At 71.6% G+C, this 14,927-nt stretch carries 15 protein-coding genes; 7 read left to right on the top strand and 8 right to left on the bottom strand.

Annotated elements, in window-relative coordinates:
* Nucleotides 1–167: 167 nt before the first annotated feature.
* From EIY87_RS02630 to EIY87_RS02620, 3 genes are read right to left on the bottom strand one after another with little or no spacing between them, the layout of a single operon-like run.
* Nucleotides 168–1,361 (bottom strand): kynureninase/PvdN C-terminal domain-containing protein, encoded by a 1,194-nt coding sequence (locus EIY87_RS02630; protein ID WP_125306052.1) that lies wholly within the window; start codon nt 1,359–1,361, stop codon nt 168–170.
* A complete protein-coding gene (locus EIY87_RS02625; RefSeq protein ID WP_125306051.1) occupies nt 1,358–2,152 on the bottom strand; it encodes a tryptophan 2,3-dioxygenase in 795 nt (264 codons plus the stop codon). The genes EIY87_RS02630 and EIY87_RS02625 overlap by 4 nt, the downstream gene beginning before the upstream one ends.
* Entirely contained in the window at nt 2,149–2,964 is an 816-nt protein-coding gene (locus EIY87_RS02620) for a PaaX family transcriptional regulator (protein ID WP_125306050.1), read from the bottom strand. Before EIY87_RS02620 ends, EIY87_RS02625 begins: the two co-directional genes overlap by 4 nt.
* Nucleotides 2,965–3,012: 48 nt before the next feature.
* Between EIY87_RS02620 and EIY87_RS02615 the strand changes: the two genes are divergently transcribed.
* The 4 genes from EIY87_RS02615 to EIY87_RS02600 are packed head-to-tail and all read left to right on the top strand — an operon-like array spanning nt 3,013 to nt 6,782.
* The gene (locus EIY87_RS02615; protein WP_125306049.1) at nt 3,013–3,765 is read left to right on the top strand and encodes a creatininase family protein; all 753 of its coding nucleotides are present in this window, start codon (nt 3,013–3,015) and stop codon (nt 3,763–3,765) included.
* Nucleotides 3,758–5,269, top strand: coding sequence for a benzoate-CoA ligase family protein (locus EIY87_RS02610; protein ID WP_125306048.1), 1,512 nt, complete (start codon nt 3,758–3,760; stop codon nt 5,267–5,269). Before EIY87_RS02615 ends, EIY87_RS02610 begins: the two co-directional genes overlap by 8 nt.
* The gene (locus EIY87_RS02605) at nt 5,266–5,958 is read left to right on the top strand and encodes an SDR family NAD(P)-dependent oxidoreductase (RefSeq protein ID WP_125306047.1); all 693 of its coding nucleotides are present in this window, start codon (nt 5,266–5,268) and stop codon (nt 5,956–5,958) included. The genes EIY87_RS02610 and EIY87_RS02605 overlap by 4 nt, the downstream gene beginning before the upstream one ends.
* A complete protein-coding gene (locus EIY87_RS02600; protein ID WP_125306046.1) occupies nt 5,955–6,782 on the top strand; it encodes an enoyl-CoA hydratase family protein in 828 nt (275 codons plus the stop codon). Before EIY87_RS02605 ends, EIY87_RS02600 begins: the two co-directional genes overlap by 4 nt.
* A gap of 145 nt (nt 6,783–6,927) precedes the next feature.
* Here the strand turns inward: EIY87_RS02600 and EIY87_RS02590 are convergent, their stop codons facing one another.
* From EIY87_RS02590 to EIY87_RS02575, 4 genes are read right to left on the bottom strand one after another with little or no spacing between them, the layout of a single operon-like run.
* A complete protein-coding gene (locus EIY87_RS02590; protein WP_125306044.1) occupies nt 6,928–7,845 on the bottom strand; it encodes an SMP-30/gluconolactonase/LRE family protein in 918 nt (305 codons plus the stop codon).
* Nucleotides 7,846–7,855: 10 nt separating this feature from the next.
* Entirely contained in the window at nt 7,856–8,512 is a 657-nt protein-coding gene (locus EIY87_RS02585; RefSeq protein WP_125306043.1) for a histidine phosphatase family protein, read from the bottom strand.
* The gene (locus tag EIY87_RS02580) at nt 8,512–9,567 is read right to left on the bottom strand and encodes a phosphotransferase family protein (protein WP_125306042.1); all 1,056 of its coding nucleotides are present in this window, start codon (nt 9,565–9,567) and stop codon (nt 8,512–8,514) included. The genes EIY87_RS02585 and EIY87_RS02580 overlap by 1 nt, the downstream gene beginning before the upstream one ends.
* The gene (locus tag EIY87_RS02575) at nt 9,564–10,316 is read right to left on the bottom strand and encodes an SDR family oxidoreductase (RefSeq protein ID WP_125306041.1); all 753 of its coding nucleotides are present in this window, start codon (nt 10,314–10,316) and stop codon (nt 9,564–9,566) included. The genes EIY87_RS02580 and EIY87_RS02575 overlap by 4 nt, the downstream gene beginning before the upstream one ends.
* A 358-nt stretch (nt 10,317–10,674) precedes the next feature.
* Between EIY87_RS02575 and EIY87_RS02570 the strand changes: the two genes are divergently transcribed.
* The 3 genes from EIY87_RS02570 to EIY87_RS02560 all read left to right on the top strand — a co-directional run bounded on the left by EIY87_RS02570 (nt 10,675) and on the right by EIY87_RS02560 (nt 13,188).
* Nucleotides 10,675–11,598, top strand: coding sequence for a hypothetical protein (locus EIY87_RS02570; protein ID WP_125306040.1), 924 nt, complete (start codon nt 10,675–10,677; stop codon nt 11,596–11,598).
* A gap of 395 nt (nt 11,599–11,993) precedes the next feature.
* On the top strand, nt 11,994–12,320 hold the full coding sequence (locus tag EIY87_RS02565) for a PadR family transcriptional regulator (protein WP_225439647.1): 327 nt from the start codon (nt 11,994–11,996) through the stop codon (nt 12,318–12,320).
* A 1-nt stretch (nt 12,321) separates the two neighbouring features.
* Nucleotides 12,322–13,188, top strand: a complete 867-nt coding sequence (locus EIY87_RS02560; RefSeq protein ID WP_125306039.1) for an HD domain-containing protein — start codon at nt 12,322–12,324, stop codon at nt 13,186–13,188.
* A gap of 5 nt (nt 13,189–13,193) precedes the next feature.
* Here the strand turns inward: EIY87_RS02560 and EIY87_RS02555 are convergent, their stop codons facing one another.
* On the bottom strand, nt 13,194–14,828 hold the full coding sequence (locus tag EIY87_RS02555; RefSeq protein WP_125306038.1) for an acyl-CoA synthetase: 1,635 nt from the start codon (nt 14,826–14,828) through the stop codon (nt 13,194–13,196).
* Nucleotides 14,829–14,927: the final 99 nt, after the last annotated feature.

Genomic DNA, 14,927 nt, shown 5'->3' with positions numbered 1-14,927 from the left:
CTGGTTCGTGGCCAGGACGCGCTCCAAGGTTTCCAGGGGCGCGGGGCGGAGGTCGTCCGCCCGAGTGCGATTTCCCCGGGATCAACCTAGATCCCCGCCGTCCGCCGGACCAGGGCAGGTCCCGCGATACGGACCGGTAACCCCCGGGTTAGGGGGTGGATGAGGGGTCAGCCGCGGACCACCGACCCGAGGGTGGCCATCGCCGTCTCGAGCTGGGTGTCCGAAAGGTACGGTGCCGGGCCGAAGCGCAGGTACGGCCCGCGGCTGTCGGTGCGGACGCCCTGCGCGGCCAGCGCGGCCTGCAACCCGGCCGCGTCGGCGCAGCGCAGCGACAGGAAGCCGCCGAGCCGCTCCAGCGGCGTCTCGCGGTCCCGCGTGACGACGTCGGCGGGCAGCGCGAGCTTGTCGAACACCGACGCGAGCAGGCCCACCTGGTGCTGCGAGACCTCGCGCAGGAACTCGGGCGTGAGGCCCTGCTCGGCGAAGAACCGCTGGACCCGGGCGCCGCGGTAGTGGCTGGCCGGGTCGTAGGTGGCGCCGGCGAAGCGGTCGCCGCCGGTGGCGTACGGGACCGCGCCCGGGTGGCGCTCGTCGGCCAGCGCGCCGAACTCGGCGTACCAGCCGGTGATCACCGGCCGCAGCTCCTGGGCGTGCGCGGGCAGCCGCAGGAAGCAGTTGCCCTCGCCGAGCTGCAGGTACTTGTAGCCGCCGCCGAGCACCCAGGCGTTGGTGAGCCCGAGGTCGTGCAGCGCGAACGGCACGACACCGAGCGCGTGGTAGGCGTCGACGACCAGCTCGATCGATCGGCTGCGGCAGGAGTCGGCGAGGTGCGCCAGCCCGGGCACCAGCCTCGACGTCTCGAAGAGCACGGCCGAGACGAGCACCGCGGCGGTGTCGTCGGTGACCTCCGCGGCGACGCGCTCGGCGAGCGTGGGCACCGGGTCGAGCGGCACGCGCACGATCTCGACGCCCTCCTCCTCGAGGCGGGCGAGCTGGCGGCGCAGGGTGTGGAACTCGCCGTCGGTGGTGACCAGCCGTGGTCTTCGCGGCAGCTCCATCGCGGACAGGAACCGCAGCACCAGGTCGTGGGTGCTCGCGCCGAGCGCGTACTCGCCGTGCGGGTCGCCGAGCAGCTGCCGGAACCCGGCGCGCAGCTCGTCGGCCTTCGCGAAGGCGCGCTCCCACTTCTCGTCGACGTCGCGGGCGGCGTCCGCGAAGGACTCCAGCAGGCCCTCCTCCGCGACGTCCGGCCAGGCCTGGTGGGAATGCCCGGACAGCAGCAGGCGATCGGCCACCGCGAACCGGGAGTAGTGCGCGGCCAGTGCGTTGTGGTCCGCGCGGACGTCGTCGAGGGTGGTCACAGTCGGCTCCGTACTGCCCAGAGATCGGGGAACATCGGCTGGAAAAGCGTGGTGCGCAGGTAGGTCGCGCCGGAAGATCCCCCCGTCCCGGTCTTGTCGCCGATGGTGCGTTCGACCATCTTCACGTGCCGGTAGCGCCACTCCTGCATCCCTTCGTCGAGATCCACCAGACATTCCGCGACGACCGACGGTCCGCCGTCGTCGCTGTACACGTCCAGCAATATCGCCTGCAGGGCCGGCGACGGCTCCACCGGTCGAGTGACGTCTCGATCACACTCGACGGAATAGCCAGAAGCCTTGAGGTACGCCAAAAAAGAGTCGAACAACGACGGCCGCGCCATCGCGTCGGCAATGCGTTTCCGCTGCTCGCCACCTTCCGGGTAGTGCGCGAAGACGCGCTCGTCGCGCCGCCCGAGCACCGCTTCCAGCTCGCGGAACTGGGCCGACTGGAAGCCGCTGGAGGCGTCCAGCCGGGCGCGGAAGCTCGTGAACTGGCTGGGGGTCATGGTTTCCAGCACGTCGATCTGCGCGACCGCGACCTTGAGGATGGTCAGAATCCGGCGCAGCGTGCGGATCGAGTGCGCGGTGTTGCCCGCTTCGAGGTTCTGCTGCAGGAACTCAGCCTCGTGCAGGATCTGCTTGAACCACAGCTCGTACACCTGGTGGATCACGATGAACAGCAGTTCGTCGTGTTCGTCCGACCGCAGGCGCTGGGCGCCCAGCACCTCGTCCAGCGCGAGGTACGAGGTGTAGCTCAGGGCTTCCTGGGTCGCGGAGCTGGTTTCGGTCATCCCTTGGTCACCTCGTCGAAGTGGCGCTGCGCGGGTTTCGCGAGCGCGGTGTACAGATCGTGGAACAACTCGACCGCGGCCGCCCGGCGATCCGGTGCGGGCACCAGGTCGGCGGGCAGTTCCGGGTCGAGGGACGGGAACGCGCGGAAGGTGTGCACCAGGCGGGTGCGGACTTCGAACGCTTCGGCGTCCGGCGGCTCGCTCCCCGCGTACCCGCCGAACTGCTCGACGAACCCGGTGTAGCGCGCGGCCAGGTCGTCGAGGTCCCAGGCCCGGCCGGCGAACCGGCGAACGTCCAGCGCGGCCGACGGGCGGCCGAGCAGCAACCCGGCGTGCTCGGCGACGTCCAGCTCGCCGAGCAGCGCGAGCACCTCGGCTTCGCGGTCGTGCGGAGCGATCCAGGTGCCGTCCTGGTAGGGCCCGAAGCCGAGGAACCGCAGCCGCCGGACCAGGCGCTCCCGGGCTTGGCGGCGGCTTTCGGGGATGCTCTGCCAGAGCACGGTCCACTCGCCGGCGGCGCGCTCGCGGCGGCCGAGGGAGAAGATCCGCTGGTCGCCGTCGGCGAGCAGGGCGATGCTGCGCCGGGTCAGCGAGTAGTGCACGGTGCGGCCTTCGCGGTGGCGCTGGAGCAGGCCGCGGCGCACCAGCCGGGTCAGCGCGATGCGGGCCGCGCCGTCGGAAAAGCCCAGCTCGGCGAGCACCGCGACCAGGCCGCCCGACCACACCCGGCGGCTCTCGCGCGGGTGCACGTAGCTGCCCAGCAACGTCACGACCAGGTCCTGGGGACCGGTTTCGAAGGCGTCGGCGGGCATGGGCGCAACTCTATACACCTCAGGCCGCTGCGGTGTAGCTTGATTTGCGTGACGTACTTCGCGGACCTCACCTCGCGGCAGGTCGCGGCCCTGCCGGACGGCGACCGCGTCCCGGTGCTGCTGCTCCCGGTCGGCGCGGTCGAGCCGCACGGCCCGCACGCGCCACTGGGCACGGATCCGCTGATCTCGCGCGGCATGTGCGAGCGCGCGGCCGACCGGCTGGCGGCCGACGAGGACGTCCACGTGCTGGTGCTGCCCGAGATCCCGTACGGCGTCACGCGGTTCGCGACCGGGTTCGCCGGCGGTGTCCACATCGGCGAGGAGACGCTGCACTCGCTGCTGGTGGACATCGGCGCCGCGCTGATCGGCCAGCGGTTCCGCCGGATCCTCCTGGTCAACAACCACTTCGAGCCCGCGCACCTGGTCACGCTGCGGCGGGCGGTGGAGACGCTCAACTTCGCCTACGACGGCCGCGCCGCCCTGCTCGACCTGGTGCGGCGGCGGCACGCGCAGCGGCTGACCGAGGAGTTCCGGTCCGGTGAGTGCCACGCCGGGCGGTACGAGACGTCGCTGGTGCTGGCCGACCGGCCCGAGCTGGTGGACCAGGCCGTCATGCGGACGCTGCCGCACGTGCCGGTGAGTCTTGCTTCGGCCCCTTCCGACGGCGGCTTTCTCGCGATGGGGATGTCCGAGGCGTACTGCGGCAAGCCCGCCGAAGCGACGGCGGAAGAAGGCGCGGAGACCTTCTCGACGTTGACCGACCTGCTGGTGGAAGCGATCCGGGAGCTGGCCCGTGAGTGAGCCGTTCAACCTCGCCACGCACTTCCTCGACCGGCACGTGGCCGCGGGCCGCGGTGACCGCACCGCCCTGATCGTGGGCGACCGCACGATCAGTTACGCAGCGCTCGCCCGGCTGGCCAACCAGGCCGGGCACGTCTTCCGTGACGCGGGTGTCCGAAGAGGACAGCGGGTGCTGCTGGCGCTGAGCGACGGCGAGGAGTTCGTCGCGGCCTGGTACGGCGCGCAGAAGATCGGCGCGGTCACCGCCGAGGTCTACCCCTTCCTGCAGCCCAAGGACTACGCGTACTACCTCGGCTACACCGAAGCCGTCGTGGTGCTCGCCGACGCCGTCACGCTGCCCGCGTTGCGCGCGGCGGGCGCCCGGAACCTGCTGGTCACCGGGGTGCCGGAGGACGAACTCCAGCCGGGCGAGCGTCCTTTCCGGACGTTGCTCGACGCCGCACCGGACGTCTTGGAAGCCGCACCGACCACTTTGGACGACATCGGGATCTGGAAGTTCACCACGGGCAGCACCGGCGCGCCCAAGGCGTGCGTGCACCCGTTGCGCAGCCCGAAGGAGAGCTTCGAGCGGTACGCCGTCGGAGTGCTCGGCCTGCGCGAGGACGACCGGATCCTTGCCGTACCCAAGCTGTTCTTCGGCTACGCGCGCGATCTGGTGGCGATGTTCCCGTTCGGTGTGGGCGCGGCCGGGATCGCCTTCCCCGAGCGCAGCACCGCCGACCTGATCTTCGAGCTGATCGCCCGGTACCGGCCGACGGTGCTGGTCAACGTGCCGACCATGATGAGCGCGATGGTCGCCCACCCGGCCGCGGCGGAGCAGGACCTCAGCTGCCTGCGGATGACGACGTCGGCGGGCGAGGCGCTGCCCTCGGAACTGCACCGCAAGTGGGACGCGGCCTTCGGCGTGCCGGTGGTGGACGGGATCGGCTCGTCCGAGGCCTACCACATCTACCTGTCGAACCGGCCGGGGCAGGCCCGCACCGGCACGCTGGGCACGGCCGTCCCCGGCTTCACCGCCGAGGTCGTCGACGAGCTGGGGAACCCCTTGCCCGACGGGGAAATCGGGCCGCTGCGGGTGACCGGCCCGACGATCGCGCTGGAGTACTTCGGCGACCCGGAGAAGTCCGCGCGCACGTTCGACGGCGACACGCTGACCACCGGCGACCTCTTCAGCCGGTCCGACGGTTTCTTCCGCCACCACGGCCGCGCCGACGCGCTGCTCAAGGTCGGCGGGGTGTTCGTCGCGCCCGGCGAGATCGAGGATTGCCTGCTCGGTCATCCGTCCGTGGTGGACTGCGCGGTGGTCGGCCACGAGGTCGACGGCCTGGTCGTGCCGCGCGCGTACGTCGTGGTGCGGTCCCCGGTGCCCGCCGACGAGCTGAAGGACCACGCGAAAGCCCACCTGGCCAAGCACAAGTACCCCCGCGAGGTGGTGTTCGTGACCGAACTTCCCCGTACCGCCAACGGAAAGCTCGACCGGCGCGCGCTGGCGGCCCGCCCGTGAGCCGCCTGGTCGTGGTCACCGGCGGCACCCGCGGCATCGGCGCGGCGATCGCCGCGCGGTTCCGCTCCCTCGGCGACACCGTGCTGGCACCCGGCCGCGCCGAGTGCGACGTGACCGACGAGGACGCCGTCGCGGCGTACTTCGCGGCGGCGGGGCCGGTCGACGTCCTGGTGAACAACGCCGGGATCTCGTCCAGTGCCCCGGTCGCGCGGACCACTGTGGACGATTGGCGCGGTCAGTTCGAAGTCAACGCGACCGGCGCCTTCCTGTGCACCCGCGCGGTGCTGCCGGGGATGCGCGAGCGCGACCGCGGCCGCGTCGTCACGGTGGCGTCGACGGCGTCGCACGTCGGCTACCGCTACACCGCCGGGTACACGGCGTCGAAACACGCGGCCGTGGGCCTCATGCGCGCGGTGGCGGCGGAGCTGGCCGGCACCGGCGTCACGGCGAACGCGGTCTGCCCGGCGTTCGTCCGCACCGACATGACGGCGACGTCGGTGGCGCGGATCCAGGAGCGCACCGGCCGCTCGACCGACGACGCCGAAGCGGCGCTGGCGGCGGCGTCCCCGCTCGGCCGGCTGCTGGAACCTTCGGAGGTGGCGTTCGCCGTCTCCTTCTTCGCGGCGCCCGAAGCCGCCGCGATCAACGGCCAGACCCTCGTACTCGACGGCGGAGGAATCCAGTCATGAGCCCGTTCCGCGCGACCGCACCGCTGACGAAGGAGTGGGAGCACTTCGAGTTCACTGTGGACGACGGCGTCGCCACGGTGACCTTCACCCGGCCGGACAAGCTGAACGCGCTGACCTTCGACGTCTACGCCGACCTGCGCGACCTGGTGCTGGAGCTGCCGCACCACGAAGACGTCCGCGTGCTGGTGATCACCGGGCAGGGCCGCGGCTTCTGCTCCGGCGGCGACGTCGAGGAGATCATCGGCGAGCTGCAGAAGTTCGACACGGCGCGGCTGCTGGAGTTCACGCGCATGACGGGCGCGGTGGTGAAGGCCCTGCGCGAGTGCCCGATCCCGGTGATCGCGGCGGTCAACGGCGTCGCGGCGGGCGCGGGTTCGGTGCTCGCGCTGGCCAGCGACTTCCGCCTGCTGGCCGAGTCGGCGAAGTTCGCGTTCCTGTTCACGAAGGTCGGCCTGGCCGGCGCGGACATGGGTTCGGCGTACCTGCTCCCCCGCCTGGTCGGCCTCGGCCGCGCGACGGAACTGCTGATGCTGGGCGACAAGCTCCCGGCGGCTCGCGCGCTGGAGATCGGCCTGGCTTCGCAGGTGGTGCCGGACGCCGACCTGGCTTCGACGGCCTCGGCCCTGGCCCGCCGGCTCGCGGACGGCCCGGCGCTGGCGTACGCGACGACGAAGGTGCTGCTGACCCGCGAGCTGGACATGGACCTGGGCAGCGCGATCGAGCTGGAAGCGATCACGCAGGCGTTGCTGATGACGGCGAAGGACCACAAGGAGTTCTACGCGGCCTGGTCCGCGGGCCGCGAGCCGCGCTGGACGGGCCGCTAGCGCCACTCACCCTCGCCCGGCTCAAGCGCCCCAATGTGGCCTTCGGTGCGTCAGACGCACCGAAGGCCGCCTTGGGTGCGTCTGACGCAACCAAGGCCACATTGGGGCGCTCGGGTCGATCGCGCGCGTGACCGTGCCGTAGTGGTCACCCGACGGCGGCGGTCACCGCGATCGCGTTCTCCTCCAGCGAGCCGAAGTACAGCTGTCCCTGCCACTCCCGGACGCCCACCAGCATGTGGAAGCCGTCGATCTCGCCGCGCAGCTCACGCACCACCGCACCCTCGGCGTCGACACCCAGCACACCCACTTCGCGGCCCGGGCTCGGCTGCAGCGCCGTCGGCAGCCGCCGGACGCCCGCCCGCACGAACGCCGGAAGCCGGCGCACCACGTCCAAGGCCGCGACCTTCGGTGACGCCTGCGTGATCCAGATCAGCCCGTCCGTGCCCGTCGAGATGTTGTCCGGGAAGCCCCACAGCCCATCGACCAGCACATCCGCTCGACCGTCCGAAAGGGACACCCGCGACACCCGGCACGCGCCCGTTTCCGCCACCGCCACGAAGGACTCGTCCGGAGCCAGCGCCACGCCGTTCGCGAACTGGAGGCCGTCCAGGAGCAGGTCGATCGAGCCGTCCGGGGCGCGGCGCAGCAGGCGGCCGCCCGCGGTCTGCTCGATCAGGTCGTCGCGCCAGTTGTCGATGCCGAAGCGGCGGGACGAATCCGTGAAGTACACCGTCCCGTCCGACGCCACCGCCGCGTTGTTGCAGAACACGAAGTCCAGGCCCAGCGCGGAAGTCGCCAGCACCGACGGCGTCCCGCCGGCCAGCGGGACCACCAGCAGCCCGGCGCGGGCGTCGCAGATCAGCAGCTCGTCCTCGCCGTACAGCTCCAGCCCGAGCGGGCGGCCGCCGGTGTCGGCGAGGACGTCGATGCGCTTGCCGTCCGGGGACAGGCGCAGGATGCGGCCGTCGTCGACGCCGGTGTAGGTCCGGCCTTCGCCGTCGACCACGACGTCTTCGGGGCCGTGGCCGTTCACCGGGTGGATCGTGACCTCGCCGAACCGCATCGGACGCCTCCTACCGGTAGGTGAGCAGCGAAGCCGCGTCGGCTTCGAAGTGCGGGTGTTCGTTGAAGGACAAGAGAGTCACGCCGCCGCGGCCCGACACGAGCTTCGTGATGCCGCCGTTGACGGTGACGCGGTTGAGCTTCAGCAGCCCGGCTTCGGGCGTGCCCATCAGCAGGCCGCAGACCGTCGCGATCACGCCACCCGAGGTGAACACGAGCGCGTTCTCCCCCTTGCCGAGGGACGCCACCAGGTCCGAAAGCGCGTCACGGCACCGGGCGAGGAACGCGGGCCACGTCTCGGCGCACGGGCCGCCGGTGCCCGCGGACGTCCACGCGGTCAGCGCCGCGTCGAGAACTCCTTGGTACGCCCGGGAATCCTCCTGTGGCGCGCCGCCGGCGTGGTACCGCGCGATGTCGACGTGGTCGTACTCGTTCCAGCGCGGGTCCTCGACCACCGGGACGTCGCTGCCGAGCACCTTCAGCGCCGTCGCCGCGGTGTCCCGCTGCCGCGCGAGCGAGCCGGACCGGATCTGACTGAAGGATACGTTGCGGCGCAACAGCTCCGCACCGACCACAGTGGACTGTTCGAAGCCCCGCGGCGACAGGGCGTCGTAGTCGGCCGCGCCGAACGAGGCCTGACCGTGCCGGACCAGGTAGATCGCGCCCACTACACGCTTCCCTTCGCGATGATTTCCCGGCAACGCCAGTCCAGGTAGCCGACGAACTGCCAGAAGTTCTTGAACGCCGGATTGCGGGTGGCGCCCTCGCGGTAACGCCGGTACAGCTGCTGCAGCACCGCCGCGAGCCGGAACAGGCCGTAGACCTCGTAGAACCGCCAGTCGCCCACGGCCAGCCCGGTCTTCTCCGCGTAGCGCGAGACGAACTCTTCGCGCGTGAACATCCCGGGCAGGTGCGTCGGCTGGCGGCGGCTCGCCTTCATCACGTCGTCGTCATCGGCCTGGACCCAGTAGGCCAGCATGCTGCCCAGCTCCATCAACGGGTCGCCGAGGGTGGCCATCTCCCAGTCGAGCACGCCGGTGATGTTCAGCGTCGCCGGGCCGTCCAGCACCAGGTTGTCGAGCCGGTAGTCGTTGTGGATCAGGCAGATCTTCACCTCGGCGGGCTGGTTCTCCGCCAGCCACGAGCGCACCTCGGCGAAGTCGCCGACGTTGTCCGTGCGCGCCGCGACGTACCGGTCCGACCAGCCCCGGATCTGACGCTCCACGTAGCCCGCCCCCTTGCCGAGGTCGGCCAGCCCCGCCGCCCCGACGTCGACCGCGTGCAGGTCGACCAGCCGGTCCACGACCTTGCCGGACAGCTCGCGCGCCTGCTCCGCGCTCAGGTCGAGCCCGGCGGGCAGGTCGCCGCGCAGAATCAGGCCTTCGAGCTTCTCCATGACGTAGAAGTCGCCGCCGAGCACGCTCTCGTCGTCGCCGAAGGCAAGCATCCGCGGCACGTACGGGAACACCGGCTTCAGCGCGTGCTGCACCCGGTACTCGCGCCGCATGTCGTGCGCCGACGCGGCCTTGTGCCCGGCCGGCGGGCGGCGCAGGATCAGCTCGCGGTCCGGGTAGGTCAGCAGGTACGTCAGGTTCGACGCACCCCCGGGGAACTGCCGGACGTGCGGCGGCTCGGCGCCGAGCCCGTCGACCTTGGCCGTCAGCCAGGCGTGCACCGCGGTGACGTCGAAGGCGTCCTCCTCGCGCACCTCGACGGTGGTCATGCGAACTTCCGCAGCACCGAGGCGGGCACGACGCGCATGGCGACGCTCAGCGGCACCCAGGGCCAGGCCGGGACGTACGCGCGGCGCGGTTCGGCCTCGATCGCCTTCACCAGCGCCCGGGCGCCGCTCTCCGCCCTGGCGAGCAACGGGTTCTTGCCGAGCCGGTCGTTCATCTCCGACTCGATGTAGCCCGGCCGGACGTCGGTGACGGTGATGCCCTTGCGCTTGAGCTCGAGGCGGGTGCCGTCGACGAAGGCCGAGATCCCGGCCTTCGAAGCGGCGTACGCGGTGAGGTTGCCCGGCAGCCCGCGGATGGCGCTGAACGACGAGACCACCGCGAGGTGCCCGGCGCCCTGCTCCCGGAAGATCCCGGCGGCGGCTTCGATCTGGGCCGCGGCCGCGACGAAGTTGACTTCGAGGGTCTGGCGGTTGGCGTCGAACCGGCCCTTGCCGATCGGCTGCCCCTTCCCGAGCCCGGCGTTCACAATCACCCGGTCGAGGGATCCCAGCTCGGCGCGGAACTCCTCGAAGACGGCGAACACGCGGTCGTGCTCGGTGACGTCGAGGGTGCGGGTGACGACCTTGATCCCGGGGTGCGCTTCCTCGAGCTCCTTGGCCAGGTTTTCGAGGCGCTCGGTGCGCCGGGCGCACAGCGCGAGGTTGCGCCCCTTCGCCGCGAACTGCCGGGCCATGCCCTCGCCCAACCCGCTGCTGGCGCCGGTGATCAGGATGTTCTTCCGGAGAACCATGCCCGGATGCTACCCGTTGGTAATAAGACCGGTGGCCCGGCGCTGGGGGCGTCGCCGGGCCACCGGTCATCGCGCGGCCACACCGGCCGGTCGCACAACGCGGCCGGGTGAACCGGAGCCGTTCCGCACGGCTGTTCGGCCCGCGCCGGGGTGGTCCGTGAGGGGGAGGCGGGGCCACCGGCGCAGGCAAGTCATGAAAGCGTGTCCGGCCTGGCGGGGGCAATGGTTCACAGTTGCCAGTACTAGCCCGTTCGACCCAGCGGACCGCCCGGCGATCAGGGGCGCGGACGGGGTGGGTAATCCTGCTAACGTGCTCCGTGTCGGGGATCGTCGGGGGACGACACGGGGCGGATCGGCAATGGCGGGCAGCACGGCGGGCGACGAGAACGGGCGCACCGCGTTCGCCACGCAGCTGCGCGCGGCCATCGCGACGAGCGGGCTCTCGCTCGACCGGATCCAGGCCCGGCTGCGGGCGCGCGGGGTCGTCGTCAGCGTCACCGCCCTCAGCTATTGGCAGTCCGGCAAGCGCCAGCCCGAACGGCAGAGTTCGCTGTCCGCGGTCCGGACCCTGGAAGAGATCCTCGACGTCCCGGCCGGCGCGCTGCTCGGCCTGCTGCCCCCGCCGCGGCCCCGCGGCGGCGCCGGGAAGCGCCACGCGGGCGGCGAGCCGATGTCGTTCCCGCGCGAGGTGCTGCAGCCGTTGCTGGACAAGGTCGGCGCCCCGAACGCGCTGGAGCGCCAGCACCCGCTGAAGCTGGTCGGGCTGCACGACCTGTGCGAGATCGCCGCGGACGGCGGCCAGCGCGCGGTGACCGCCCGCGCGGTCTTCCAGGCGGTCTCCGACGGCCAGGACCGCTGGCTGCTCGTGTACACCCAGGACGACCCGGCGGCGGGCGCGCCGGACCTGCACGCGGTCCGCAACTGCCGCGTCGGCCGCGCCGAGGTCGACGAGGCCCACGGCCTGATCGTCGCCGAACTGCTCTTCGACCAGCCGATCAACCGCGGCGAGACGCACCTGATCGAGTACACCCTGACGAACAGCGGGCCGCCGTACCCGGAGTGCCGCAACACCCACTACCGCGAGTTCCGCCGCCCGGTGCGGGAGTACCTGCTGGAGGTCCGGTTCGCGCCGGGCACCGCGCCGGAGCGGTGCTGGCAGTACTCGCACAACGGGTCGACGGATTCCCTCACGCGCCGCCCGCTGAAGCTCGACGGCGGCGACGGGGTGCACGCGGTGGCGCTCGACTTCGGGCCCGGGGTCTTCGGCATCGACTGGGATTGACCCGTTCGGCCGCCGGCAACGTCATGAAAGGGTCGTTCACCTCGCCAGACGACAGGGCTCCGGCAAAGTCACTTGAGCGGCCGCGCTACCGGTGTCGATCAGATGTGGCGGCGGATCGTCCGAAACGGCCAACTCAACGCCCGGAACGGCCAGTTCAGCGACCGGAGCGGCCAACACACCGGAGACCCGGACGTGTTGGCCGCTCCGGTCGTTGTGTTGGCCGCTCCGGTCGGCATGGTGGCCACTCCAGTCGGCGCGAACCCCGACGTCGCCAACAGCATCGTCAGAGGAGATGAAAGGGTCGTTCATGGCGTCTGGTGAGATGAACGACCCTTTCATGACATCCCCCGTTCGGACGCGTTTCCGCAGCTCGCCAGCTATGTAAAATAAGAGCTATGCCGAGGATGACACTCCAGACCGCCCTGGTCCTCGACGAGCTGGTCAAGGACCCCGCCGAAGCGCGGTACGGGCTCGACCTGATGCACGCCGTCGGGCTGAAATCCGGGACGGTGTACCAGATCCTGGCCCGGCTGGAGGGCGCCGGCTGGCTGACGAGCGAGTGGGAAGACCCCGCCGTGCACGAGTCGGAGGGCCGTCCGCGGCGGCGGCTGTACCGCCTCACGGCGGACGGCGTCTCGGCGGCGCGGCGAGTGCTTTCCCAGGCCGCATACCGGCGCCAGAGCGGCCGCGCCCGGCGGTTGCTGACCGAGGGAGGGTTCTGACGTGGAGCTGCCCGACCCCCTGGCCGCGGCGGTGTCGGCGTACCTGCCCGCCGAAGACGTGCGCTTCCTCGAAGGCGCTTACCGGTACGCCGCGGAGGTCCACCGCGGGCAGCTGCGCAAGAGCGGTGACCCCTACCTCACGCACCCCGTCGCCGTCGCCACGATCCTGGCCCGGCAGCGCGGCAGCCGGGACCTCGTCTGCGCCGGGCTGCTGCACGACGCACCCGTCCCCGGGCCGTTCGGCGCGCCGGTGGCCGCGCTGCTCGCCGGCCTGGACCGGCTCGAAGCCACGCAGGACCTCGAGTCCGCTTCGGACGGCGTGCTGCGGCTGAAGCTGGCCGACCGCCTGCACAACCTGCGCACCATCCAGCACCTCGACCCCGCCAAGCGGCGCCTCAAGTCGGCCGAGACGCTGGAAACCCTCGTCCCCATCGCCGTGCGGCTCGACCTGCCCGACGTCGGCCGCGAGCTGTCGGCACTGGCGTCCGGGGTGCTCGCCCGCCCACCGCGGGTGCTGGCGGTCAGCGCCCTCCTGCTCCCGAAAGCCGCGCGGTCCCGGTGGCTCGCCGAATGGGCGGGCGAAATCGCCACGCTGCCCACGCGACGCCGCCGGGCCGGGTTCGTGGCCGGGCTGGCCGTCGCGATGCCCGGTCTGGCTTGGACACTCCGGAGACGCGGACGAGCCGGTCAGAGCACCGCCCTGTCCCTGGGCGCGGTCGCCGCCACCTTCCTCAACACCGGAGTCACGTGGCCGGCCGCGATCGTCGCCGTGGCCGCCCTCGGCGTGCTCGCCGCCGTGCTCTTCGCCCGCGACGGCGCCGCCGCGCGGCGCCTGCGCGAGCTGATCGAAGCCTGGCGCCGCCGCTGACGACGTCAGGAAAGCTTGGTGCGCAACACCTTCCCGGTCGCGTTGCGCGGCAGCTCGTCGAGGAACTCGACGTCCCGCGGCACCTTGTACCGCGCCAGGTTCGCCTTCACGTAGTCCCGCACCTCGTCGGCGTCCAGCGAAACGCCGTCGGCGAGCACCACGAACGCCTTCAGCCGCTGGCCGAACTCCGGGTCCTCGACGCCGATCACCGCCGCCTCGAGCACGTCTTCGCGCTCCACCAGGAGGTTCTCCACCTCGATCGGGAAGACGTTCTCGCCGCCGGAGACGATCATCTCGTCGTCGCGGCCGTCGATGAAGAGCAGGCCGTCCTCGTCGAAGTGGCCGACGTCGCCGCTCGAGAGCAAGCCGTCGATGATCTCCTTGTGGCGGCCGTCGGTGTAGCCGCCGAAGCTCAGGCCGCTGCCCACGAACACGCGGCCGGTCACGTGCGGCTCGGTGATCTTGCGGCCCTTTTCGTCGTACAGCGCCACTTTGCAGCCGACCGGCGCGCGGCCGACCGTGCCCGGGGCCTTCCGCCAGTCCTCCGGCGTCGCGACCGTCGCCACCGCGACCTCGGTCGAGCCGTACAGGTTGTGCACCACGGGCCCGAACGCCTCGTTCGCGCGGTTGCCCAGGTCCGGCGACAGCGCCGAGCCGGCGACGAAGATGATCCGCAGCGACGACGTGTCGTACTTCTCGCGGATCTCCTTCGGCAGGTCGACGATCCGCTGCAGCATCGTCGGCACCAGCACGAGCGCGGTGCACCCGTGCTCGGCGACGCCGCGCAACGCCTCCTCCGGGCTGAACTTGCGGCGCATCACGACCGTCGAGCCGAGCGCGAAGGACAGGATGAACTGCGAGAGCCCGGTGCCGTGGAACAGCGGCGCGCCCATGTAGGTGGCCTCGTTGGCACGCAGCGGGATCCGGTCGAGGAACTGCGCCGACGCCAGCGCCGAGGTGTGCGGCCGCGGCGCGCCCTTCGGCGTGCCGGTGGTGCCGCTGGTCAGCAGGACGAACCCGCCCGGCTTGGCCGGCGCCGGCCACGGCCGGTCGTCGGTGCTGGCGATGATCTCGCTGAGCACCGGCACGGTCCGGTCGGTCAGGTCGCTGTCCGGGTCGACCCAGGCGAGGTAGCGGTCGACGCCCTCGGGCATCGCGTCGAGCAGCCCGGTGAACTCCTGGTCGTAGATCAGCGCGGTGACGCCTTCGCGCTTGGCGACGTCGGCCAGCTGCGGCTTGGCGAACCCGGTGTTCATCAGCAGCAGGCGGACGCCGAGCTTGCCGGCCGCCGCCATCGTGAGGACCAGGCCGCGGTGGTCGCGGCAGAGCGCGGCGACGACCTGGCCGGGCTCGATACCGCGCTCCGACCACGCCCTGGCCAGCGCGTTCGACTGGTCGTCGAGCTGCTTGTAGGTGAGCGGGCCGAGCTCGTCGACGATGCCGACGGCGGTCGGGTCGCGGCGCGCGGAGATGTGGTTCGCGCCGGCGAAGGGCCCGAACTTGCGGATCGCCACCAGCGAGCGGACCCCCTCGTCGAGCCGGGGGAAGGGGACGAGCCCCGCGCGCCGCATCACGTCGACGCTGCGGGCCGTTTCGGCCACCTTGTCCGCCATCTGCGTGGCGAGCTCGACCAGGCTCATCCAGGCACCTCCGTTGCTGCGGGGAAGAGAGCCCACGCCGACGGCGGGCGTACCGGCGGTATGGGAGCTACTGGAGAGTAAACCAACCGTGGGCCGAAC

The sequence above is a fragment of the Amycolatopsis eburnea genome (assembly GCF_003937945.1).
Classification (GTDB): domain Bacteria; phylum Actinomycetota; class Actinomycetes; order Mycobacteriales; family Pseudonocardiaceae; genus Amycolatopsis; species Amycolatopsis eburnea.
Note: the sequence above shows the minus strand (reverse complement) of the source record. Positions and strands in the feature narration are given on the sequence as shown.